The sequence below is a fragment of the Prosthecomicrobium pneumaticum genome (assembly GCF_014199915.1).
In the GTDB taxonomy this organism is placed as follows: Bacteria; Pseudomonadota; Alphaproteobacteria; order Rhizobiales; family Kaistiaceae; genus Prosthecomicrobium; species Prosthecomicrobium pneumaticum.
This window is the reverse complement of the sequence record NZ_JACHOO010000013.1, coordinates 43,769-65,694: the sequence shown is the minus strand read 5'-3', so window position 1 is coordinate 65,694 and position 21,926 is coordinate 43,769. Positions and strand designations below refer to the sequence as shown.

Below are 21,926 nucleotides of genomic sequence, written 5' to 3'. Positions count from 1 at the left end.
GCGCGGCGAGCAGCTCGGAAAGCGCGGCCTCGATCGCGGCGCGGTCCTCGGCGTTTCGCGCCGCGAGATAGCCCGCTTCGATCAGGGTTTCGACGATGTCCACCTCGCTGAGCTCCACCCTGGCGACCATGCGCCCCGCCCGCCGCCTCTCCCGCGCGCGCCTCTGCCGCGCCGCCGCACTCATGGGCGCCCCTCGATCGGCTCCGGCGGCGAATGCCAGCGGATCGCGAACCCATCGCGCCGCCATGCGTCCGCCGCCGCCCGGAGCCCCGCCTCGCTGTCGCCGTTCCACGCGATGTTGCGCGCTCCGTCGGGCTCAATCAGTTCGAGCAGGTAGAGCGGGCGCCCCGTCTCAGGGTCGATGCCGGCGAGGTGGGCATACAGCGAGCCCGGCCGGCGCGGCGCAACACGGCGCGAGGGACGGGCGAAAGGAAGGATCGTCGCGCTCATGCGCGCTCCTTTGAATAGCCAAGATCGCGCGCCTTCTTCTCCCAGAAGTCGGCCGATCTGCCCCAGGATTGCCGATCCTTCACCTCCCGCTCGACGCGGGTCTTCAGAACGCGGATTTCTTCGTCCTTCGCGGCGACCACAGCCTCGAAGCCGCCCTTCTCGAAGAGCACGTGCATCTCCGAGAACCGCTTGATCTCGGCTTTCAAAGCAGCGATTTCCGCTTCGAGAACCGCTTGCTCGGCTTTGAGAGCCGCGTTCTCCTCGCGTATCGCCGCCGCGGCCCGCTCGGATGCCAAGTGTTCGAGCGCAGCGCGGATGCCGCCCAAATCGGCCACCGTGTCCGGTTTGATGCCGGATCGCGCGAGCGTCATGAAATTGCGCGCCGTGCGCTCGTTGATCCCGGCGCGCTTGAGAAAGGGAAGCCACTCGCCATGAGCGCAGCGGTCTTTCGCGTCGATCAGGAGCCCGCCCGCTCGCAAGGCGCTTTCCGCCGTCGTGCGCCGTGCGAGGAGGAACTGCTCGTTCGCGAGCTTCACTTGCTCGGCGAGGTCGGCAAGGGCGTTCGAAAGGGGTTCGGTCAAGGAAGGGTCTCTCCGTATTGTCCCCCTTCGGGGGGAGGTGTTTTGTTTCTTATTGGGGAGCGAAATCGCACCCCTTAGCCCAGCCGTAGATTGGGGGGTCACTCGGCCCCTTGCCGCCCCGATGGATGCAGCGGATCTGACGAACCTCGATCAGTCGATCGCGCGCTTCCTTGAAGCGTCGCAGCGTCCAGCCAAGCGCCTCTGCCGTGCCCTTGGCCAACACGAAGTCATCCCGCCCCCAATGCGTCTTTCTCAGGTAGAGGAGCAGGGCGAATGCATGGGGGTCGTCCATAGCGAGCGTTTCCACCAGCACGTGAGGAACGATCAGCCGCCGCCCGGTTCCGATCCAGTTTCTGCCTTCACTCTCGTACTTCCATGCGGAGGCCGCGATCCGCGACACCTCGTCGTCGCCGAGCGGGATCGGCGCCTCGCTATTCCGCGTTTGGCACCAGTCCAGGAGCCCGTTGAGATCGTCGACATGCGGCGCGGCGCGCATCGCCATCCTCCATAGGGTGTCATTTCGCTTGCCGAGAATGAGATCGGAACAGGGGTCGCTGACCGCCACCGGAGCCGCCGGCGGCGTCTCGCGCGTTCGCATGACAGGCAGACGATCGAGATCGTCAAGCGTGCCCTGAACGAACTGATATTGCCCCCGCGCGCCGCGCGAGGGAGGCGCCACCACGAACCCCGAGCCGAGAACGTCGATCGGCCGGCTCGGGTCGGGTCGGATGCGCCGACGCTCGCCGTTGTGGCGATACCAAGCTTGCCAGTGCCCGGAACCCGACCGAACGACGATAGGGGTCGGGCCGTGCACGGCCATCGCATCCGCAAGGACGTTCTCGTCCTTGGTGTCCACATCGAGGACAGAGATCCGCGAGCGAGTGCCCAACGCGTAGCCGAATGCATCAGCATCGGCGAAGCGAATGGCCAGTTGTCGGCTGGCATCCATGCCGAGCCGAAGATAGCCGGTAACGCCCGGCTTCTTCCCATCAACCGGAAAGGTCGCCACGCCGTGTTCCGCATAGCGCGGTTGCCAAGTTGCGAACGCCGCGGTCATTCAATCGGACATGAAGAGATCGAGCGCGTCCTGATCGGCGAGCCCGTCCTCCGCCGGATCGCGCTCGCGGTCCGAACCCTCCTCGAAATCGACATCCTCCTCGCGATCGTCGCTCGCGCTGCTGTAGCAGCCGGACGAGACCTCGCAGGGGGTCGCAGCGAGGTAGGGCTCGCGATCCGGATCCCCATCGAGCGCATCAAGGAGGCGGAGCAACCGCTCGATCGCGTCCTCGTTCATCCGGCGCGAGTCCGGCGCCGTGGTGGGGCGGGGAGAGACGGAGCGGCTCGTCATGCCCGCCCCTCGCCAATCTTCGCGGCGAACTCCGCGGCGAACTCGCCGAAGTTGCCGGCAACCTCGCCGTTGTCGATGGCCTGTTGCAGGAGGATTCGAAGGCGGACCTCTTGCGCCCCGTCACCCTGCCAGGTCACCCGCCGCAAGAGGTCCGCCGCGGCGTCGGCCTGCCGGTCGAGCGCGACGATAAAGCGATCGAGGATGTCTTGCGCATCGCCGCCGCCGGCGCGCAACGCAGGGGCGGAAAGCCATGGCGTCAAAAGCTCCGCCGCGGCGCGGCAGGCGGAATAGACAATCGCCAGTTCGTTCGCGCTCATGCAGCCCGAGCGGCTTGTCGGGGGCGTCGGCGCGGTGATACGGTCGCTTCCGTTCATATGACGATCCTCGTGTGGGGCGTCGGAACCACGGCCCGGGACGGTTGCCGCCGTCGCCGGGCCTTCTTGCTGCGCGGCGACGCTCATTGGATGGCCTCGCCAATCTCCTGATCGGCCGAGTTTCCGGCCTGTTTCTGAGAAAGCGCGTGGTAGGGGTGCCTACCAGCCCGGAAGGGCCACAGGGCGCATTTCACGGCCTCACAGAGCCGGACCTCAGAGAACCGCCCGCCGCAGCAATCCACGCACTTCGTCCGGATCGCCCTCAACGGGCTGACCGGCTGGTGACCGGCTTCCGCCGCAACCCCCGCCGTCGGCGGCCAGACGGCCGCAAGCCCCGTGCGCGTGGTCATGCCGCGTCCTCCGTGAAGAACGCGATCAGCTTGGCGCGGCTGGCGACGTAGCGCTCGCCGACCCGCTTCACCGCCGGAAGCTTGCCGCTCCGGACCATGTGATACGTCTGCTGATAGCTCCTGCCGATCAGCTTCCCGATCGGGCCGATGCCCCAAATGAGCTCTAGGGAGTTAGAATCCTCTCCATCCATTCTTGTTCGCTTTCCGTTCATGGGTGCAACTCGCATTTACCATCTCTGGATACGCCTGATTAACGATAGGTGCAAGTCGCACTCTTGATTTTTTTGATACCGAGTCGCACTCATTGCGAATGACCGACAAGGACAAGTTTCCAAGCGAGTTGGCGGAGCGATTCCAGCTTCGTTTGCCTCCCGGCCTTCGGGACCGGATCAAGGCCTATGCGGAGCGTCACGGGCGTTCGATGAACACGGAAATCGTCCGCATTCTTGAACGCGAGTTTCCGGAGCCTTTGTCCCTCGAAAGGCGGATCTATCAGCTCCTCGACTTGGTAGGTGTTCTGACCTCCGGGGCTGATAATGAGCGTATTGGGAAGCTCGTCGACGAGATCGAAGAGACGTTGCGGCGCATGGCGGCGGGCCAAGTAAAAGGCGTCGATCCACAGCTTCAGGAGTCTATTCGCTGGCGCCTAGAGGCGCTCGATGAGCGGCGCATAGAAGAGTGGAACGATAGTGGCGATTTCGATCAAGAGGAGAGCGATGAAGCCGCGCGTTCTGGGCGCACCTCGAAGCTTGTCGATCCTTACGGCGAATGAACTATGTCCATCCGCAAGCGCCAATGGACGACGGCGAGGGGGGAGGAGAAAACCGCCTGGGTGGTCGATTACGTCGACCAAAGCGGCAAGCGCCGGCTGAAGACCTTCGCGAGGAAGAAGGACGCGGACCAGTTCGCCGCGACGGCAAAGGTTGAAGTGCGCGAGGGCGTGCACGTCGCGGACAGCGCGAGCGCGACCGTGAAGGCGGCGGGTGATCTCTGGATAGCCGGGATCGTCGCGTCGGGCCGGGAGAGGGCCACAGTCGATCAGTATCGGCAGCACCTCCGGCTCCACATCGAGCCGTTCATCGGTGGCACCCTGCTCGCGAAACTGACTGTCCCTGCAGCGCGCGACTTCGAAGACAGACTCCGGCAGGGCGGGCGCTCGCCGGCGATGGTCCGCAAGGTGATGACCAGCCTGTCTTCGCTGGTGGCCGATGCCGAGGAGCGCGGGCTTGTCGCGCGCAACGTCATCCGGGATCTGAGGGGGGGGCGAAAGCGCGGCACCGAGCGGAAGGTTGAGCGCCGCGCAAAGGGCAAGCTGAGGGCAGGCGTCGACATACCCACCCCGGAGGAGATCAAGGCGCTCGTCGGCGTGCTTCAGGGCCGGTGGCGGCCGCTCTTGCTGGTCGCGATCTTCGGCGGCTTGCGGGCCTCAGAACTGCGAGGTCTCCGCTGGTCCGACATCGATCTCGATCGCCGGGAAATCCATGTGCGGCAGCGCGCCGATCGCTTCAATCACATGGGTCCGCCGAAGTCCGAAGCCGGAGAACGGACGATCCGGATGCCGCCGCTGGCGATCAACGCGCTGCGGGAATGGCGGGTTGCCTGCCCGAAGGGCGATCTCGATCTCGCGTTCCCGAACGGGTCGGGCCGGGTCGAGTCACTCGGAAACATCATCAACCGCGGGCTGGTGCCTGCCATGTTGGCGGCGGGTGTCGCCGATCCAACCGGGGAGGTCGACGACGAGGGCCGGCCGGTGATGAAGGCGCGCTATAGCGGGATGCACGCGCTGCGGCACTGGTTCGCCAGCTGGTGCATCAACCGGCGCGCCGACGGCGGGCTCGAGTTGCCGCCTAAGACGGTTCAGGAACGCCTCGGCCATTCGTCGATCACGATGACGCTGGACGTCTACGGCCACTTGTTCCCGAGCCGAGACGACGGCGAGGAATTGGCCGACGCGGAAAGGGCTCTGCTCGCCTGAACGCGACACAGACGCAACATGAACGGCCGAAATGGCAGGATATCAGCGGTTCCGGTCAGACTGAAAATCCGCGTGTCGGTGGTTCGATTCCGCCCCTGGGCACCACTTTTCTTTGAGATTACTGTCCGCATGGATCGTCTTTCGACCAGTTTGTGTCGAGATGGATCTTTGGAAGTCAGACATCGGCTTCGAGCCGCCGCCGACTCCCTCGCCCGCTTGCGGGAGAGGGCTTCGCTTCTTAGCGAGGCGGAGCCGAGCTTAGACGCGAAGGGTGAGGGGCCCTCCTCTTCAGCAACGAAGAGAAGGCCCTCACCCCGACCCTCTCCCCACTCGGCTCGGCAGTTGCCGAGCCGAGCGCGGAAAAGGCGAAGTCGGCAACAGCCGACTTCGCCGGCGGGAGAGGGAGGCTCGGCGTGCCTGCGACGTGCCATACGTGCAGCAGGCAGCATCCATGGCGACAGCGTCCTGAAGCAAGATCGCGCCGCGCCCGTCCTTGCCGTTGGTCTCCCCATTTCCACACCATTCCTCTCGGCCGAACACCCCCTCGTCAACTCTGACAGGGTCGCGCCGGCCGATCCGGTTCGGCTAGGCTCCACCCGAATCCCCGTAGGATCGGGGCAGGGGGCGCATCATGCGGTTCAGGCATTTCATCGGCATCGTCGCGACGGTGTCGCATCTCGCGGTCGGCGCCGGGATGGTCGTGCGCGGCGCGGAGGCCGCCGAGCGGGAGGGCCGGCGCTTCTATTCGGCGCATTTCCTCGTCGAGGCGCTGAAGACGAAGAAGATCGCGGTCGACGATGTCCGCCGGATCGGCCAGGTCTATTTCCTGCGCGTCGACGATGCCGGCACGCGGGCGATCGTCGCGATCGACGGCTTCACCGCGGAGATCGTCGGCCTTACCGTGCTGTCGGTGGCGGGCGGCGGCGCGCCGGTGCAATCGAGCGCGCGGCATTTCACCTCGACCAGCAGCTCGTTCGGCCTCGTCGTCACCGAGACGACTTTCGAGAGCTACACGGAGATCACCTCGGAAGAACTGTCGAGCACCGAGGAATACAGCGAGGTCTCGATCTCCGAGAGCGAGATGGTGAGCTATGAGGCGGTCGACGACGCGGCCGCCTCCGAACTCGATCTCACCGCCGCCGAGGAGGAATCGGAAGGCGCCGCCGAAGAGGCCGGCGCGACCGAGGATGCGGAGGGGACGGACGCCGCCGATGACGCCGACGCGGCCGGTGCCGAGGACGGCGGGGGCGAGGAGGCGGGCTCCGGGGACGACGGTGGCGACGACGACGGCGCCGTGCAGGAGGACGGCGGCGACGACGGCGGCGATGACGGCGGTGGGGACGAGGGGGGCGGAGACGAAGGGGGCGGAGACGAGGGCGGCGGCGACGAGGGCTGAGGCCGCCCGCTCCCGCCTTCAGCCGAAGAGGCCGGGCTCCGCCGGCCGCTCGAGCGCTTCGAGGAAGGCGACGGCCTCGCGCGTGATCGTGGCGCGGCGCCCGGGGCTCATCCGGTCGAGCGTCCGGTAGGGCATGGCGAGCCGCGGATTGCCGCCGAGCACCGGGCGGTGCTCGGCGAGAAAGTGCCAGTAGAGCAGGTTGAACGGGCAGGCGCGCGGTCCGGTCTTGACGGCCGGATCGTAGCGGCAGCCGCCGCAATAGTCGGACATCCGGTCGATATAGGCGCCGGACGCCGCATAGGGCTTCGACGCCATCAGCCCGCCATCGGCGAAGATCGCCATGCCGTGCACGTTCGGCAGTTCGACCCATTCGAAGGCGTCGACATAGACGGCGAGATACCAGGCCTCGATCTCCGCCGGCGCGACGCCGGTGAGGAGGGCGAAATTGCCCGTCACCATCAGGCGCTGGATGTGGTGCGAATAGCCGTGTCGCCGCGTGTCGGCGATCGCCTCGGCGAGACAGCGCATCGGCGTCTCGCCCGACCAGTAGAAGCCCGGCAGCGGCCGCGTCGCGCCGAGCCGGTTGCTCGCGGCGTAATCGGGCATCATGAGCCAATAGAGGCCGCGGACATATTCGCGCCAGCCGAGCACCTGCCGCACGAAGCCTTCCACCGCGTTGAGCGGGGCGGCGCCCGTCCGCCACGCGGCCTCGGCGCGAGCACAGACCTCGCGGGCTCCGAGCAGACCCACATTCAGATAGGGCGACAGCACGGCGTGGAAGAGGAAAGGTGCGCCGGATTTCATCGCGTCCTGGTGATCGCCGAAACCGGGCAGCACCTCCGCGATGAAATGCTCGAGCGCGGCGAGCGCGTCGTCGCGCGTCACCGCCCAGCCGAACGGCTCGAGATCGCCGAAATGGTCGCCGAAGCGGCGTTCGACGAGGTCGAGCACGGCGCGGGTCGTCGCATCGGGCGCGAAGCGGCGCCGCTCCGGCGGCCGCAGCCCCGGCGGCAGGGGCCGGCGGTTCTCCGCGTCGAAGTTCCAGCGGCCGCCGGCCGGCGCCTCGCCCTCCATCAGAAGGCCGGTCCGCCGCCGCATCGCCCGGTAGAAGAACTCCATCCGGTAGTCCTTGCGCCCCGCCGCCCAGGCGGCGAAGTCCCGGCGGGTGCAGAAGAAGCGATCGTCCCCGCGGATCTCGACCGGCAGGCCGAAGCGCTGCGGCCACGTCTGCACCAGGGCGAGCACGCGCCATTCGCCGGGCTCGGTGACGACGATCCGGTCCGGCCGGTGGCGGGCGATCGCCGCTTCGAGCGCGGCCGTCAAGCAGGCCGCCGGCGCGGGGTCGTCGAGGCGGCGATAGTCGACGGCGATGCTTTCGGCGGCGAGCGCCTCGGCGAAATGGCGCATGGCCGAGAGGACGAAGGCGATCTTCTGCTTGTGATGCGGCACATAGCGGGTCTCCTCGTCGACCTCGGCCATGGCGACGACGTCGCTCGCCGGGTCGAAGCCGGAGAGCGCCGAGATGTCGCGACAGAGCTGGTCGCCGAAGAGGAAGACGAGGGTCCTCATCGCGACGCCGCATTGCGGCTCCGCCGCGCCGCGTCGCGGCAGCGGTCGGAGCAGGTCTCGATCGTGTCCCAGACGCGCGCCCAGCGCTTGCGCCACGCGAAGGGGCGGCCGCAGGTGCGGCAGGTCTTCCGTGGCAGGTCATCCTTGCGGCGCATGCGGGGCAAGGCGGTCAGCCCTTGGTGCGCAACCGGGCGCGGCCGCCGTCGACGCCGAACACCTGCCCGGTGATCCAGCCCGCATCGGGGCCGATCAGGAAGGCGGCGAGCGCCGCGGCGTCGTCCGGCTCGCCGAGCCGCTGCAGCGCGTGAAGCTGGGCGATCGATGCGGCGAGCGGCTCGGAGGCGGTGAGCGCCGCGGAAAGCGGCGTGCGGGTGAGCGAGGGGGCGATCGCGTTCACCCGGATGCGCGGGGCGAGCTCGGCGGCGAGTGCGCGGGTGAGGCCTTCGACCGCGCCCTTCGCCATGGCGATCGAGGCGTGGCCGGTGAAGCCCTGCGCCACCGCGACGGAAGAGAAGAGCACGACCGCGGCATGCCCCGCCGCCTTCATCGCCGGCAGGGCGGCCTTGACCGCCTCGGCGGCGCCGAGCGCATTGATCCGGAAATCGTCGAGGAAATCCGTCTCCGAGAGCCGTGCGAGCGGCTTCAGAGTGATCGATCCGACGGCATAGACGAGCGCGTCGACCGGGCCGTCGAGATCGGCCGCGACGCGGGCGAAGAGAGCGGCGTCGCGCACGTCGCCCGCGGTGAACCGGCCGCCGAGTTCGCCGGCGCGCGCGGCGAGCCGGTCGCCGTCGCGCCCGACGAGATGCACCGCACCGCCCGCCGACGCGACGCGCCGGGCGAGCGCCCCGCCGATTCCGCCCGTGCCGCCATAGATCAAAGCCCGCATCGCCGTTCCTCCGAACATCACCGGCAATACGTCGGCGGGGCGGGTGCGGTTCTCCCCCTGCTTCGCCGCCCCGGTTCATCGCGGCGATATGATCGGGTCCTAGAGATCGCGTCCGATCGGCGCGGCGATTGCATCGGGCGAGCACAGGCTCGCGCAGGCGTGCCGGGCCAGGATGCCGCGATCGGCGGGCGAGGGGGCGCGAGGTGGACCATTACGATCTGATCGTCATCGGCAGCGGGCCGGCCGGGCGGCGGGCCGCCATCCAGGCGGCGAAGCTCAGCCGCCGCGTGCTCGTCGTCGAGAACCGGCTGCGGGTCGGCGGCGTGTCGGTGCACACCGGCACGATCCCCTCGAAGACGCTGCGCGAGACGGTGCTCAACCTGTCGGGCTGGCGCGAGCGCGGCTTTTACGGGCTCGCCTACCGCGTCAAGAAGGACATCGAGGGCAAGGATCTCGGCGTCCGGCTGCGTATGACGCTCGATCACGAGATCGAGGTGCTCGAGCACCAGTTCGCCCGCAACGGCGTGCGCACCGTCGCCGGCGTCGCCCGCTTCGCCGATCCGCACCGCCTCATCGTCCGCACCAATGGCGAGGAACAGGCCTTCACCGCCGACAAGATGGTCATCGCGGTGGGCACCATGCCGTTTCGCCCGGCGCACATCCCCTTCAACGGCCGCAACATCTTCGACAGCGACGATATCGCCACCGAGCCGCACGTGCCGAGGAGCCTCGCCGTGGTCGGCGCGGGCGTGATCGGCATCGAATATGCGACGATCTTCTCGGCGCTCGACGTGCCGGTGACGCTGATCGAGCCGCGGGAGAATTTCCTCGAATTCATCGATCGCGAGATCATCGACGAGTTCATGCACGACCTCAGGAAGCGCGGCATCCAGTTCCGCCTCGGCGCGAAGGTCGAGCGCGTCGAGCTCGATGACAAGGGTTATGCGGTGAGCTTCCTCTCCGACGGGCGGCGGGTGCGCACCGAAATGCTGCTCTATGCCGCCGGCCGGGTCGGCGCGACGAAGAATCTCGGCCTCGAAACCTGCGGTATCGTGCCGGACGAGCGGGGCCGGCTGACGGTCGACCCGAAGAGCTTCCAGACCAGCGTGCCGCACATCTATGCGGCGGGCGACGTGATCGGCTTTCCGAGCCTCGCCTCGACCTCGATGGAACAGGGCCGCATCGCCGCCTGCCACGCCTTCGGCGCGCCGATGCCCTCGGCGCCGGAATTCTTCCCCTATGGCATCTACGCCGTGCCGGAGATCTCGACCGTCGGCCTCACCGAGGCGCAGGCCCGCGCCCAGGGGCTGCGCTTCGAAATCGGCATCGCACGCTTCCGCGAGACCTCGCGCGGCCACATCATGGGCCTCGAATCCGGCATGATGAAGCTTCTGTTCTCGCTCGACGACCGCCGGCTGCTCGGCGCCCACATCGTCGGCGAGGGCGCCACCGAACTCGTCCATATCGGTCAGGCGGTGCTCAATCTCGGCGGCACGATCGACTATTTCGTCGAGAACGCCTTCAACTATCCGACGCTCGCCGAGGGCTACAAGATCGCCGCCCTCGACGCCTACAACCGGATGGGACCGCTCTGACGCGGCCTCAGCCGCGGCGCTGCGGCGCCACGGCGCGGCCCTCTTCCGCCGCCCGATAGGCCGCGTCGACGAGCGCGAAGGTGCGCAGATTGTCGGCGCCCTTCGTTTCCGCCGGCACGCCGCGCCTGATGCAGTCGAGGAAATGCCGGCAGGCGCCATAGGCGCCCTCCTGGCTGACGTGCCAGGGCTGGCTGGTCCAGGGTTTGAGCGGGGCGTTGACCGCCTCCTCCCAGAACAGGTTCTCCGCGGTGACGACCATCTTTCCGCGCGGCGTCAGCACGATCGAGCCCTTGTCGCCCTCGATCTCGAGGATGGTCTCGGGGAAGGGATCGGGAATGCGCCGCGCCGTATAGCTGCATTCGACGATCGAGACGGCGCCGCTCTCGTGGCGCAGCATCATCGTCGCGGTGTCCTCGGCGCGCACCCGTTCCTTGCGGCGCTGCGTCTCGCAGGAGATCCGCTCCACCTCGCCGAGGAAGAAGCGGGCGAGATCGAGCACGTGCACGCCGACATCGGCGATCGCGAAGCGCGGCTCGTCGTAGAAATAGGGCTGGGTGCGGAAGACGTCGTAGCCGGTGCGGAAGGCGATGCGGGCCCAGCTCGGCGTGCCGATCGCGCCGCTGTCGATCACGCCGCGCACGGCGCGGATCGGCGCCTGATAGCGGAAGTTCTCGTGCACGGCGAGCCAGACGCCGGCGGCTTCCGCCGCCTCGACGATCGCGACGCAATCCTCCCAGCTCGGCGCGAAGGGTTTCTGCACGATGGTGGCGATGCCGCGCGCCACGGTGAGCGCGGCGAGCGGCCGGTGGGTGTCCTGCCGGGTGACGATATCGACGAGATCGGGCCGTTCGGCATCGAGCATCGTCGCGGCGTCGGTATAGGCCGGCACGCCGAAGGCGCGGCCGGCGGCCTCCGCCTTCGCCGGATCGACATCGCACACCGCGGCGAGCACGGCCCCTTCCGCGGCGAGATCGCGCCAGGCGTTGAGGTGGTTCTGGGCATAGAAGCCACAGCCGATGACGGCGACGCGCACGCGCTCCATCGCGTTCCTCCCGACGAGCCTCCCCGATCCGGCCGCGCCGGGCTCCGCGGGCCTCTCGTCGGCGGCCGGCGGCGCGCGACCCTCGCCGGGACGCCGCCGACCGTCAAGCCGGCTCAGCCGAGATAGCCGCCCCGGTCGAGATGGGCGATCACCGCCTCGGCGAGCGCATCGGCCGCCGCTGCGCCGCCTTCGAGCCGCAGATCGGGCGCCTCCGGCGCCTCATAGGGGCTGTCGAGGCCGGTGAAATTCTTGATCTCGCCGGCGCGCGCCCGCTTGTAGAGGCCCTTCGGATCGCGCTCCTCGGCGACGGCGAGCGGGGTATCGACGAAGATCTCGATGAATTCGCCCGGCTCGAACAGTTCGCGCGCCATCTGCCGCTCGGCCCGGAAGGGCGAGATGAAGCTCGCGAGCACGATCAGGCCGGCATCGACCATCAGCTTCGCGGCTTCCGCGACCCGGCGGATGTTCTCCACCCGGTCGGCGGCGGTGAAGCCGAGATCGCGGTTGAGCCCGTGGCGGACATTGTCGCCGTCGAGCAGATAGGTGTGGCGGCCGAGCGAGGCGAGCCGCTTCTCGACCAGATTGGCGATGGTCGACTTGCCGGCGCCCGAAAGGCCGGTGAACCACAGCAGCACCGGCCGCTGGCCCTTCAGGCCGGCGCGCACCGCCTTCGTCACGTCGAGCGCCTGCCAGTGGATGTTGGTCGCGCGCCTGAGGCCGAAATCGATCATGCCGGCGCCGACCGTCAGATTGCTCAGCCGGTCGACGACGATGAAGCCGCCCATGGTGCGGTTGGTCGCATAGGGCTCGAAGGCGATCGGCTCCTGCGTCGCGATGTTGACGACGCCGACCTCGTTCATGTCGAGCGTCTTCGCCGCGAGCTTCTGGAACGAGTTGACGTCGATCTTGTGCTTGATGTCGGTGACGGTGGCGGCGACCGTGCGGGCGCCCGACTTGATCAGATAGGTGCGGCCGGGGATCAGCCGCTCGTCGTGCATCCAGATCAGATGGGCCGACACCTGGTCGGAAACCTCCGGCCGGTCCTCCGCCGCGGCGATCACCTCGCCGCGCGAAATGTCGATCTCGTCCTCGAGCGTCAGCGTCACCGCCTCGCCGGCGACCGCGGCATCGCGCGGCCCGTCATAGGTGACGATCGCCTTCACCCGGCTCGTCCGGCCGGAGCCGGCGGCGACCACCGGATCGCCCGGCCGCACCGTGCCGCGCGCGATCGTGCCGGAGAAGCCGCGGAAATCGAGATCGGGCCGGTTCACCCATTGCACCGGCATGCGGAAGGGACCCGACGCCGTATCGCGCGCCGCCTCCACCGTTTCGAGATGGGCGAGGAGGGTCGGCCCCTCATACCAGCCGAGCGCCTCGCCGCGCTCGATGACATTGTCCCCGAAGCGGGCCGAGAGCGGGATCGGGACGAGCGTCTCGAAGCCGAGGGCATCGGCGAAGCTGCGGTAATCGGCGAGGATGCGGTCGAACACCTCCTTCGAGAAATCGACGAGGTCCATCTTGTTGACCGCCAGCACGACATGCCGGATGCCCAAGAGCGAGACGATGAAGGAGTGGCGTCGCGTCTGGGTCAGAACGCCCTTGCGCGCATCGATCAGGATCACCGCCACGTCCGCGTTCGAGGCGCCGGTCGCCATGTTGCGGGTGTATTGCTCGTGGCCGGGCGTGTCGGCGACGATGAATTTCCGCCGGTCGGTGGCGAAGAAGCGATAGGCGACGTCGATCGTGATGCCCTGTTCGCGTTCCGCCTCCAGCCCGTCGACCAGCAGCGCGAAATCGATGTCGGCGCCGGTCGTGCCGTGCTTCTTCGAATCGCGTTCGAGGCTCGCGAGCTGGTCCTCGAACAAGAGCTTGGTATCGTAGAGCAGCCGGCCGATCAGGGTCGACTTGCCGTCGTCGACGCTGCCGCAGGTGAGGAAGCGCAAGAGGTCCTTCTGCTCGTGGCGGGCGAGATAGTCGACGAAGCCGGCGGGGGCGTGCTGATCCATCAGAAATAGCCCTCGCGCTTCTTCTTCTCCATCGAGCCGGCCTCGTCATGGTCGATCAGCCGGCCGGACCGCTCCGACGTGCGGGCGATCAACATCTCCTCGACGATCTCGGGGAGCGTCGCGGCGCGCGATTCCATCGCGGCGGTGAGCGGATAGCAGCCGAGCGTGCGGAAGCGGACCATCTTCGTCTCCGGCACCTCGCCCGCGCCGAGCGGCAGCCGGTCGTCGTCGACCATGATCAGCATGCCGTCGCGCGCCACCACCGGCCGTTCCGCGGCGAAATAGAGCGGCACGATCGGGATGTCCTCCTTGAGGATATATTGCCAGATGTCGAGCTCGGTCCAGTTCGACAACGGGAAAACGCGGATCGATTCGCCCGGCCGGATCCGCGCATTGTAGAGATTCCACAATTCCGGCCGCTGGTTCTTCGGGTCCCAGCCATGGTTCTCGGTGCGGAAGGAGAAGATCCGTTCCTTCGCCCGGCTCTTTTCCTCGTCGCGGCGGGCGCCGCCGAAGGCGGCATCGAACTTGTAGAAGCTCAGCGCGGTCTTGAGCGCCTCGGTCTTCATCACATGGGTATAGGCCGAGGAGCCGTGGGTGAAGGGCGTGATGCCCGCGGCGACGCCTTCCTGGTTGGTATGGACGATGAGGTCGAGTCCGAGCCGCTTCGCGGTGTCGTCGCGGAAACGGATCATCTCGCGGAACTTCCAGGTCGTGTCGACATGGAGGAGCGGGAAGGGCGGCTTCGACGGGTGGAAGGCCTTCATCGCCAGGTGCAGCATCACCGACGAATCCTTGCCGATCGAATAGAGCATCACCGGGTTGCGGAACTCGGCCGCGACCTCCCGCATGATGTGGATCGCCTCGGCCTCGAGCCGCTTCAGATGGGTCAGTCTCGAGCCGGACAAGGAGGCGCTCCATCGCACGATCGCCCGGCGGAAGCGGCGGGCGTGCTCACGGGCGCGGCCTCCGTCGGAAAGCCTGTCGGTAGCACGCGGCCGCGGCCGCCGGGAAGGTCCGGCCGTGCGCCGCTCAGGGGCTTCAGGGGGAAGCCGTCACGCGGAAGCCGCCGCGCTTGGCAAAATATTCCGCGCGAGCGCCGGATCGCCATAGGCGACGAAGAACGGGTTGGCGAAATCCACATCGGCGGCCTGATCGCGCTTGTCGTAGAGGAGCGGCCGGCCATCGAGCGTCGCGACGCCGCCGCCCGCCGCGCGCAGCACGGCGTCGCCGGCCGCCGTATCCCACTCCATCGTCCGCCCGAACCGAGGATAGAGATCCGCCTCGCCCGCCGCGACGAGGCAGAATTTGAGCGAGGAGCCCTTCGACACGAAGCGCTCGACGGGGAAGCGGGCGAGCCATTCCGCCGTTTCGGGCGAACCGTGCGAGCGGCTGCCGATCGCGACGAGACGGCCCGGCGCCTTGCGCACCGCGATCGGCGTGCGGCTGCTCACGCGGCCGTCGGCGACCTCCGCCCGCCATGCGCCCTGCGGCCCGCCGGCGAAGAGGAGGCCGAGCGCCGGGGCATAGACGATTCCGGCGACCGGTGCGCGGTCCTCGACGAGGGCGATGTTGACGGTGAATTCGCCATTGCGACCGATGAACTCCCTCGTCCCGTCGAGCGGGTCGACGAGGAAGAAGCGGCGCGCCCGTGACGGCACCGTACCGGCGGAAACCGCCTCCTCGGCGCAGACCGGCACGACGGGGGCGCAGGCCGCGAGCGCGGCGAGGATGATCGCCTCGGCGCGGGCATCGGCCTCGGTCACCGGCGAGCCGTCGGCCTTTGCCTCCGCCGCGATCGGCCCGGCATAGACGTCCATGATGGCGCGGCCCGCGTCGAGCGCGGCCGCGACGAGCGGCTCGAGATCCACTTCGCCCCCCGCGCGATCGTCAGCCGGAAATGCGTTCGATCGTCGCGCCGCAGCGCGACAGTTTTTCCTCGAGCCGCTCGAAGCCGCGGTCGAGATGGTAGACGCGGTTGACCATCGTCTCGCCCTCCGCGGCGAGGCCGCCGATGACGAGCGACACCGAGGCGCGCAGGTCGGTCGCCATCACCGGCGCGCCCTTCAGCGCCTTGACGCCGACCACCGTCGCCACCTGGCCGTCGAGATGGATCTCGGCGCCGAGCCGGGCGAGTTCCTGAACGTGCATGAAGCGGTTCTCGAAGATCGTCTCGCGGATGTGCGACACGCCGTCCGCCTTGCAGACGAGCGCCATCAGCTGCGCCTGCAGGTCGGTCGGGAAGCCGGGGAAGGGCTCGGTCGTCACGTCGACCGGCTTCAGCCCGGCGCCGTTCCTGTGGATGTGAATGCCGGCATTGGTCTCGGTGATCTCGGCGCCGACGGCGCGCAGGACCTCGAGCGGACGGATGAGCGTGTCGGGCCGTGCGCCCTCGAGCAGCACGTCGCCGCCGGTCATCGTCACCGCCATCGCATAGGTGCCGGCCTCGATGCGGTCCGGCATGACGGCATGGCGGGCGCCCGACAGCCGGTCGACGCCCTCGATGCGGATGGTCGGCGTGCCGGCGCCGCTGATCCGGGCGCCCATCTTGACGAGGCAGTCGGCGAGATCGACGATTTCCGGCTCCCGCGCGGCGTTCTCGATCACCGTCTCGCCGCGGGCGAGGGTGGCGGCCATCATCGTCACATGGGTGGCGCCCACCGTGACCTTCGGGAAGGTGATGCGGGCGCCGCGCAGGCCGCCCTCGGGTGCCTTGGCGACGACATAGCCGGCCTCGATCTCGAGCCGGGCGCCGAGCGCCTCGAGCGCCTCGAGGAAGAGGTCGACCGGCCGCGTGCCGATGGCGCAGCCGCCGGGCAGCGAGACCTTGGCATAGCCCTCGCGGGCGAGGAGCGGCCCGATCACCCAGAAGCTCGCCCGCATCTTCGAGACGAGTTCATAGGGCGCGGTCAGATCGACGAGCGTGCTCGCCGAGAGATGGACGGTCTCGCCGGAGAGTTCGTCCTGGCCGGCGCGCTTGCCATCGACCGTGATGTCGACGCCGTGATTGCCGAGGATGCGCTTCAGGAGCGCCACGTCGGCGAGCCGGGGCACATTGTCGAGGGTCAGCGTCTCGTCGGTCAGAAGGCTGGCGATCATCAGCGGCAGGGCCGCGTTCTTGGCGCCCGAGATCGGAATCGTGCCGGAGAGCCGGCTGCCGCCGACGATGCGGATCCTGTCCATGTGCCCTCGCTGTCGCCGCCGGGGCGGCCGCCGCGGCGGATCGCCGCGTCATCATGCGCAATCCGGCTCGTCTAAAGGAGGATTGCGGCCGACTCAAGATTGCCCGCCCGGCCGGACGCACCGCGTGTGACCGCGATCACCGGGCGGGAGGGGATAAGCGGAGAGGCCCGATCGCCGATCCCCGCTCATCCGGCAGCGAGCGGCGCCCCTCGCCCGGGCGGTTCTCCCGTCCCGGCGATCTGGCCGAGGTTCGGTCGGCTCCGCCGCCGTGTCATCCTCGGACCGGCGGGCCTCCCTCCCGCCGGGGCGCGCCGCACCCTCGGCATGGCTGGGCGCGTCAGCGGCCGCTCAGTCCTTCGACGCGGCGGGCGGCGGGTCGGTCTCGCCCGCCGCCGCGCCGTCGTCGGCGGAAACGACATCGGCCGCCTTGCGGCGGCGCAGATTGGCCCGCAGCGCCGCGGCGAGCCGCTCGGCCCGCGCATCGGCCGGAGCGGGTCGTCCGCTGCCCGGTGTGGCGTTGTTGCCCGGAGGCTTCGGGATGTGGCCGGGTCGCGAGTCGTCCATGCCCGGAATCCTAGCCGAACGCCGCGCGGCACGCCAACGGGAGCCGCAAGGACGGGACGAACGCAGAGGGGCAGGAGGGCGCAGGCCGCTCCGTCCCCGGCGGAGCCTCTGCCGCCGAGTGCCCGGCGGGGCATGTCCTTTCGGATGCGGCGGGGTCTCGCATGCACCGGCCGGCCGCGCCGCCAAACCGCTTTGCAGAACGTGACGCACACGACCACGCCCCCCGTCCGGCCCCACGGTCGGAGCGGGCGAGCCGGCGCCGATCTCCGCGGTGCGGTCGATCGCGACGGGAAAAGCCGCACCGCCGCGCTTGATTGCGCCGGTTCGCTGTGGCAGTAAGGCCGCCGTCCGCGCCCCGCGCGCCGGCGCTGTGGTAGCTCAGTGGTAGAGCACTCCCTTGGTAAGGGAGAGGTCGAGAGTTCAATCCTCTCTCACAGCACCATTACTTCTCCAGCACTTTCAATTGCTTGACGCTCGCCGGCCTTTTGTAAAGTGGCCCGGTAGACAGTATTTTGGGCGCTTTCTTGGGCACGCTCAACCGTAGAGGCCGGCGAGTTTGCTGCCTCCGAACAGCGCCGCGCGCCGCGCCTGTTCCGCTTCCTGCTCGGCTTTGCGCATGCGCTCGGCCTCCTGGCGGTTCTGCATGAACGCGAGCGCCGCAGCGCTGAAGCTCGGCGCCGCGGTCGGCGTAGCTGGTGCAGCCGCGCCATTTCGTCTGCCGTCTGCGGCGTAGTCCGCCCGTCCGTTGTAGCCCACGCTGAAGCGCGCCGAGGGCTGCCGGGGCGAGCCCGGATGTCGCGGCCTGCACGCCCGTGGACAGCATTTCGGCCGCCTGTCCAGCCTCGTTCATGTCGGCCAGTTGTCGCGCCGTCGTCGAATTTCCGGTAGCCGAGCTCGATCAAGTCGGATTCGGCCTTGCGCACCTCATGGTAGCAATAACCACTGTCCCGGACGGACTTGGCGATCGTGTCCCGTAGCGTGGTGTAGCTGAAGTGGTCACCACGACCGCCGGGATGAGCCGGGCTGATCAGGCTGCCACGGCGGGCAGGCTGACGAGGGGATCATCGCTGATGGGGGGCGATCGTTTCCAGCGTCATGTATCGTGCGCGCTGAACGGCCCACTCGTCATTCTGTTCCAGCAGGATTGCCCCGACCAGCCGGACGATGGAGGCCTCGTTGGGGAAGATGCCGACGACCTCGGTCCTGCGCTTGATCTCGCCGTTGAGCCGCTCCAGCGGATTGGTGGAATGCAGCTTGGCGCGATGCTGGGGCGGGAAGGTCATGTAGGCCAGCACGTCGGGCTCGGCCTCGTCCATCAAGGCGGCGAGCTTGGGCACCTTGGGGCGCAACTGGTCGGCGACAAGGCGCCACTGGCGGCGGGCCGCCTCGGCGTCGTTCTGGGCGAAGGCGGTGGCGATGGGCGAAGACCCGTTCCTCGCCGGGCTCATGGAAGGCGACGATGATGCTCACACCGAAGCGCTGAAGGAGGCGACGTCCGCCGAGCCGGGGAGCGACTTCGCGCGGGTCGTCTACGACAATCTGATGGCCTCGGGCGTGCAGAACACCAAGAAGGGCGAGGCGATCAGGTTCGAATGGCTGCGCCCCCGTGTCTCCCGCTCCGGTCTGGTGCCTTTCGAAGGGCGCTACACCGAGAACGGCGAGTTGAAGCGCGCCGCGATCTGCATCGGCCCGGAATACGACACGGTCGGCTACGACCTCGTCAAGAAGGCCGCGCGCGAGGCGGCGGACCTCTACGACACGCTGATCGTCTGCGGCTTCGCCTTCGCCCCGGAAGTGGACGAGACCCGGCTCAACTTCGGCGCGCTGACCGTCTTGAAGGCGCGCATGAACCAGGACCTGCGCATGGGCGACAAGCTCAAGGCGACCGGCGCGGGCAATCTCTTCGTCATCTTCGGCGAACCGGACCTCAGGCTGTTGAAGGCCGAGGGCGATCTGATCCGCGTCGAGATCCGGGGCATGGACATTTTCGACCCGACGACCGGCGAGGTGCGCTCCTCCGGCGGCAGCGAGCTGAAGAACGACGTCGCCGCATGGTTCATCGACGACGACTATGACGAGGAGAGCTTCTTCGTTCGCCAGGCCTATTTCGTCGGTCAGGACCCCTATGACGGGCTGAAGCGCGCCCTCAAGGCGGAGATCGACGAAACCGCCTGGGACGAGATGAACGCCACCATCTCCCGCCCCTTCCCACGCCCGAAATCGGGCCGCATCTGCGTGAAGGTGATCAATCACTTCGGGGACGAGGTGCAGAAGGTGTTCGAGGTGTAGGCGAAGCCGAAGCGCGGCAACACCGATCCGCAGGTCGGGCTGATCGAGGCGCTTCTGCGCCGTCCCGCATACCCGCCCGACGGCAGGTCACGGCGCGTTCGCGGGTCGGATGATCGCGGCGTAGAGCCTCGGAGAGAGGCTGCGCGCCAGCGGGGCGGAGATGTGGTCGGCGTCCATATAGGCGGGGATGCCGCCGATGATCGCGTGGCAGAGCGCATCGTCGCAGAACACGTCGCGCAGCGACAGGAACGTCACGCGGTCCGTGCTCAACCGCGCAACGGCCCGCCCGAGCGGCGTGACCGTCGGCACTTCGGCGGCCGGGCGGGCGCAAGGGTCGTCGTCCGGATGCGGGCGCGCCAGACAGTCCGGCAAAGGGGCCCGCAAGAGCGGGACATCGTCGATCACCACCACCCGCTTGCCCGCCGCCACGATGCGCATCCAGAGCCGGGCGAAACCCGCACCATCGTCCTCGGCCCAGCCGGAGCCGGTCCAGATCGCCTGCTGGTGGGCGTTGGCGGACACGAGGACGGTGTCGATCGAGGGATCGGCGAGGACCGCCGCCGTCGCCGCCTGCCGCCAGGCGAGACAGGCGGCCCGGCGATCGGCGGCGAGATAGACGGCGAAGGAGTGCGGGTCGTCCGTCGCCGCGCAGGAAGAGGCCTGATAGGAGATGATGCGGATGCCCTCCGCTTCGGCGAAGGGAATGATCGCCGCGGCCCACATGCCGCTATGGGAATCGCCGAGCATGGCGATGCGCCGGCGGACCTTCGGCTCGGCCGCCCCCCATTCGCACGGCCGCAGCACCGCGTCGCCGGGCTCGTTCTGGCAGAGCGCCCCGTTCGGGACCGCAACGCGCTGGGTCGACCAGGTCTGCAATGCGAAGTCCTCGTCCGTCAGCCGGTGGCTCAGCGGGCAGTCGGCGCCCGGCTCGGCCGCGCGTCCGCCGAAACAGGGTCCGGGCATTTGCGAGAGCTGGAACAGGCGGTCCGCGACATCTTCGGCACGCTCGGTTTCCCGCGCTGCGAGCCCGAGCGCGGCGAGGGCGACCAGAGCCGAGGCGAGCAGATATCCGGCGAGCGCCCGCACGGGGCGTCGTTGGAGGGGGGCCGCTCGCCCGGCCCGAAACCGGTTCTCCACCTGCCGGTAGGTGAGCTCGGCGAGACCAAGGCTCACGAGGACCGAGAGCGCGGCCTGCCAGGGATGCAGGATCCCGCTGCCGAGCAGGAACGGCGCGAAAACCAGCAGAGGCCAATGCCACAGATAGAGCGAATAAGACCGGGCGCCGAGCCACTGTACCGGCCGCCAGGCGATCAACCGGCCCGCCGGCCCGACACCATGCTGATCCCCCAGGGCGAACAGCACCGAGGTGGCGATCGTGACCGGCACGATATCGAGACCGGGCACGCGAGCGTTCGGCCCGAGCAGGAAGCCCGCTGCGAACAGGACGGGCCATGCGGCGAGAAAGAGCGCGCCGCGCAGCAAAGGCCCCGACCGCGCCGCGGCAGGGGCCGCAAGGCCCGCGAGCCCGCCCATGGCGAACTCCCAGACGCGGCCCTGCGTCATGAAATAGGCGGCGGTCCTGTCCCGCCCCGTCGCGACGAGCGCGGCAGCGAAAGAGAGGAGCACCACCGCCGAGAGAAGCACAGCGAGGGACGACGCCGTCGTGCCGCGGCCGCGCCGCCCGAGCCGAGCGGCAAGGAGCACGAGCGCCGGCCAGACGAGGTAGAACTGCTCCTCGACCGAGAGCGACCAGAAGTGCTTGACCGGCGAGGCGGGTCCGCCTTCGGCGAAATAGCTGACCGCACGGGCGACCAGCCACCAGTTGACGCCATAGGCCGCGGCAGCGGCGATGTCGCCGAGCGTCGTCGGCCTCCAGGCCGGCGGCAACAGGAGAAGGGTGGCGACGGCGGTCGCCGCGAGCACGAGCAGAGCCGCGGGCAGCAGGCGCCGCGCGCGGCGCAGATAGAAGCCGGCGAGGCTCAGCGCGCCCGCATCGCGTTCGCGGACGAGGTGCGTCGTCATCAGGCAGCCGGAGATGACGAAGAAGACGTCGACGCCGACGAAGCCGCCCGGCCAAAGGCCGGGAAAGGCATGATCGACGACCACGGAGAGCACGGCGAAGGCGCGGAGCGCCTGAATCGCCAGCACCATTCCGTCCCGTCCCCGTCCCATCCGCCCTCCTCTCGCATCGCACACCGGTGCGCGCCGTGCATGAACCGAAACGCCGCCGACGGAAAGAGGGCAGACCCGGCGCAGCGAACCCGCGCCGCGCCACGCGCCGCGAGGGGGATTTCGCGGGCCGGCCGTTCCGCTAT

General features: G+C 68.7%; 22 protein-coding genes, 1 tRNA gene and 1 pseudogene. 6 read left to right on the top strand and 18 right to left on the bottom strand.

Annotation, left to right across the window (positions count from 1 at the left end):
• Positions 1–180: 180 nt before the first annotated feature.
• The 6 genes from GGQ63_RS20930 to GGQ63_RS20905 all read right to left on the bottom strand — a co-directional run bounded on the left by GGQ63_RS20930 (position 181) and on the right by GGQ63_RS20905 (position 3,294).
• Positions 181–450, bottom strand: coding sequence for a hypothetical protein (locus GGQ63_RS20930; RefSeq protein WP_183858572.1), 270 nt, complete (start codon positions 448–450; stop codon positions 181–183).
• Positions 447–1,031, bottom strand: coding sequence for a hypothetical protein (locus GGQ63_RS20925; RefSeq protein WP_183858571.1), 585 nt, complete (start codon positions 1,029–1,031; stop codon positions 447–449). The genes GGQ63_RS20930 and GGQ63_RS20925 overlap by 4 nt, the downstream gene beginning before the upstream one ends.
• Positions 1,032–1,080: 49 nt before the next feature.
• Positions 1,081–2,088, bottom strand: coding sequence for a bifunctional DNA primase/polymerase (locus GGQ63_RS20920; protein ID WP_246429918.1), 1,008 nt, complete (start codon positions 2,086–2,088; stop codon positions 1,081–1,083).
• Positions 2,089–2,379 (bottom strand): hypothetical protein, encoded by a 291-nt coding sequence (locus tag GGQ63_RS20915; protein WP_183858569.1) that lies wholly within the window; start codon positions 2,377–2,379, stop codon positions 2,089–2,091.
• Positions 2,376–2,840 (bottom strand): hypothetical protein, encoded by a 465-nt coding sequence (locus GGQ63_RS20910; RefSeq protein ID WP_183858568.1) that lies wholly within the window; start codon positions 2,838–2,840, stop codon positions 2,376–2,378. The genes GGQ63_RS20915 and GGQ63_RS20910 overlap by 4 nt, the downstream gene beginning before the upstream one ends.
• Positions 2,841–3,099: 259 nt before the next feature.
• Positions 3,100–3,294 carry a hypothetical protein gene (locus tag GGQ63_RS20905; RefSeq protein ID WP_183858567.1) on the bottom strand — a complete coding sequence of 65 codons (195 nt, stop codon included), beginning with the start codon at positions 3,292–3,294 and terminating at the stop codon, positions 3,100–3,102.
• A gap of 119 nt (positions 3,295–3,413) precedes the next feature.
• Here GGQ63_RS20905 and GGQ63_RS20900 point away from each other — a divergent pair, with 119 nt between their 5' ends.
• The 3 genes from GGQ63_RS20900 (at position 3,414) to GGQ63_RS20890 (ending at position 6,474) form a co-directional block, all read left to right on the top strand.
• Positions 3,414–3,875, top strand: a complete 462-nt coding sequence (locus GGQ63_RS20900) for an Arc family DNA-binding protein (RefSeq protein WP_183858566.1) — start codon at positions 3,414–3,416, stop codon at positions 3,873–3,875.
• 3 nt (positions 3,876–3,878) lie between these two features.
• On the top strand, positions 3,879–5,078 hold the full coding sequence (locus tag GGQ63_RS20895; RefSeq protein ID WP_183858565.1) for a tyrosine-type recombinase/integrase: 1,200 nt from the start codon (positions 3,879–3,881) through the stop codon (positions 5,076–5,078).
• Between the two features lie 631 nt (positions 5,079–5,709).
• Positions 5,710–6,474 (top strand): hypothetical protein, encoded by a 765-nt coding sequence (locus GGQ63_RS20890; RefSeq protein ID WP_183858564.1) that lies wholly within the window; start codon positions 5,710–5,712, stop codon positions 6,472–6,474.
• Positions 6,475–6,492: 18 nt separating this feature from the next.
• Here the strand turns inward: GGQ63_RS20890 and GGQ63_RS20885 are convergent, their stop codons facing one another.
• Genes GGQ63_RS20885 through GGQ63_RS20875 form a run of 3 tightly spaced genes read right to left on the bottom strand, consistent with a single transcriptional unit; the run spans position 6,493 to position 8,932 of the window.
• Positions 6,493–8,043, bottom strand: coding sequence for a cryptochrome/photolyase family protein (locus GGQ63_RS20885; protein ID WP_183858563.1), 1,551 nt, complete (start codon positions 8,041–8,043; stop codon positions 6,493–6,495).
• Positions 8,040–8,207: a DUF2256 domain-containing protein gene (locus GGQ63_RS20880; protein WP_183858562.1), complete on the bottom strand. Its 168-nt coding sequence runs from the start codon at positions 8,205–8,207 to the stop codon at positions 8,040–8,042. Before GGQ63_RS20880 ends, GGQ63_RS20885 begins: the two co-directional genes overlap by 4 nt.
• A gap of 5 nt (positions 8,208–8,212) precedes the next feature.
• Positions 8,213–8,932 carry an SDR family NAD(P)-dependent oxidoreductase gene (locus GGQ63_RS20875; RefSeq protein ID WP_246429917.1) on the bottom strand — a complete coding sequence of 240 codons (720 nt, stop codon included), beginning with the start codon at positions 8,930–8,932 and terminating at the stop codon, positions 8,213–8,215.
• Positions 8,933–9,135: 203 nt separating this feature from the next.
• Between GGQ63_RS20875 and sthA the strand changes: the two genes are divergently transcribed.
• Positions 9,136–10,527 carry a Si-specific NAD(P)(+) transhydrogenase gene (sthA, locus tag GGQ63_RS20870; protein WP_183858561.1) on the top strand — a complete coding sequence of 464 codons (1,392 nt, stop codon included), beginning with the start codon at positions 9,136–9,138 and terminating at the stop codon, positions 10,525–10,527.
• A gap of 7 nt (positions 10,528–10,534) precedes the next feature.
• On the opposite strand, the gene GGQ63_RS20865 is transcribed toward sthA, so the two are convergent.
• The 6 genes from GGQ63_RS20865 to GGQ63_RS20840 all read right to left on the bottom strand — a co-directional run bounded on the left by GGQ63_RS20865 (position 10,535) and on the right by GGQ63_RS20840 (position 17,322).
• Positions 10,535–11,569, bottom strand: a complete 1,035-nt coding sequence (locus GGQ63_RS20865; protein ID WP_183858560.1) for a Gfo/Idh/MocA family protein — start codon at positions 11,567–11,569, stop codon at positions 10,535–10,537.
• Positions 11,570–11,682: 113 nt separating this feature from the next.
• Positions 11,683–13,575 carry a sulfate adenylyltransferase subunit CysN gene (gene cysN / locus GGQ63_RS20860; RefSeq protein ID WP_183858559.1) on the bottom strand — a complete coding sequence of 631 codons (1,893 nt, stop codon included), beginning with the start codon at positions 13,573–13,575 and terminating at the stop codon, positions 11,683–11,685.
• Positions 13,575–14,483: a sulfate adenylyltransferase subunit CysD gene (gene cysD / locus GGQ63_RS20855; protein WP_183858558.1), complete on the bottom strand. Its 909-nt coding sequence runs from the start codon at positions 14,481–14,483 to the stop codon at positions 13,575–13,577. The genes cysN and cysD overlap by 1 nt, the downstream gene beginning before the upstream one ends.
• Positions 14,484–14,630: 147 nt before the next feature.
• The gene (gene cysQ / locus GGQ63_RS20850; RefSeq protein WP_183858557.1) at positions 14,631–15,446 is read right to left on the bottom strand and encodes a 3'(2'),5'-bisphosphate nucleotidase CysQ; all 816 of its coding nucleotides are present in this window, start codon (positions 15,444–15,446) and stop codon (positions 14,631–14,633) included.
• 19 nt (positions 15,447–15,465) lie between these two features.
• Complete coding sequence (gene murA, locus GGQ63_RS20845; protein ID WP_183858556.1) at positions 15,466–16,758, bottom strand: UDP-N-acetylglucosamine 1-carboxyvinyltransferase; 1,293 nt, start codon at positions 16,756–16,758, stop codon at positions 15,466–15,468.
• Positions 16,759–17,106: 348 nt separating this feature from the next.
• The gene (locus tag GGQ63_RS20840; protein ID WP_183858555.1) at positions 17,107–17,322 is read right to left on the bottom strand and encodes a hypothetical protein; all 216 of its coding nucleotides are present in this window, start codon (positions 17,320–17,322) and stop codon (positions 17,107–17,109) included.
• 367 nt (positions 17,323–17,689) lie between these two features.
• On the opposite strand from GGQ63_RS20840, the gene GGQ63_RS20835 reads away from it, so the two are divergent.
• Positions 17,690–17,764: transfer RNA gene (locus tag GGQ63_RS20835), tRNA-Thr, on the top strand.
• A 92-nt stretch (positions 17,765–17,856) separates the two neighbouring features.
• Here the strand turns inward: GGQ63_RS20835 and GGQ63_RS20830 are convergent.
• Both GGQ63_RS20830 and GGQ63_RS20825 read right to left on the bottom strand, forming a co-directional pair.
• Positions 17,857–18,078: a hypothetical protein gene (locus GGQ63_RS20830; protein WP_183858554.1), complete on the bottom strand. Its 222-nt coding sequence runs from the start codon at positions 18,076–18,078 to the stop codon at positions 17,857–17,859.
• Positions 18,079–18,349: 271 nt separating this feature from the next.
• Positions 18,350–18,749 (bottom strand): annotated as a pseudogene (locus GGQ63_RS20825) (transposase); the annotation flags it as partial.
• Here GGQ63_RS20825 and GGQ63_RS22150 point away from each other — a divergent pair.
• A complete protein-coding gene (locus GGQ63_RS22150) occupies positions 18,739–19,611 on the top strand; it encodes a hypothetical protein (RefSeq protein WP_183858553.1) in 873 nt (290 codons plus the stop codon). The pseudogene GGQ63_RS20825 and the gene GGQ63_RS22150 overlap by 11 nt on opposite strands.
• A gap of 87 nt (positions 19,612–19,698) precedes the next feature.
• On the opposite strand, the gene GGQ63_RS20815 is transcribed toward GGQ63_RS22150, so the two are convergent.
• Positions 19,699–21,783, bottom strand: coding sequence for an acyltransferase family protein (locus GGQ63_RS20815; RefSeq protein WP_183858552.1), 2,085 nt, complete (start codon positions 21,781–21,783; stop codon positions 19,699–19,701).
• Positions 21,784–21,926 lie beyond the last annotated feature (143 nt).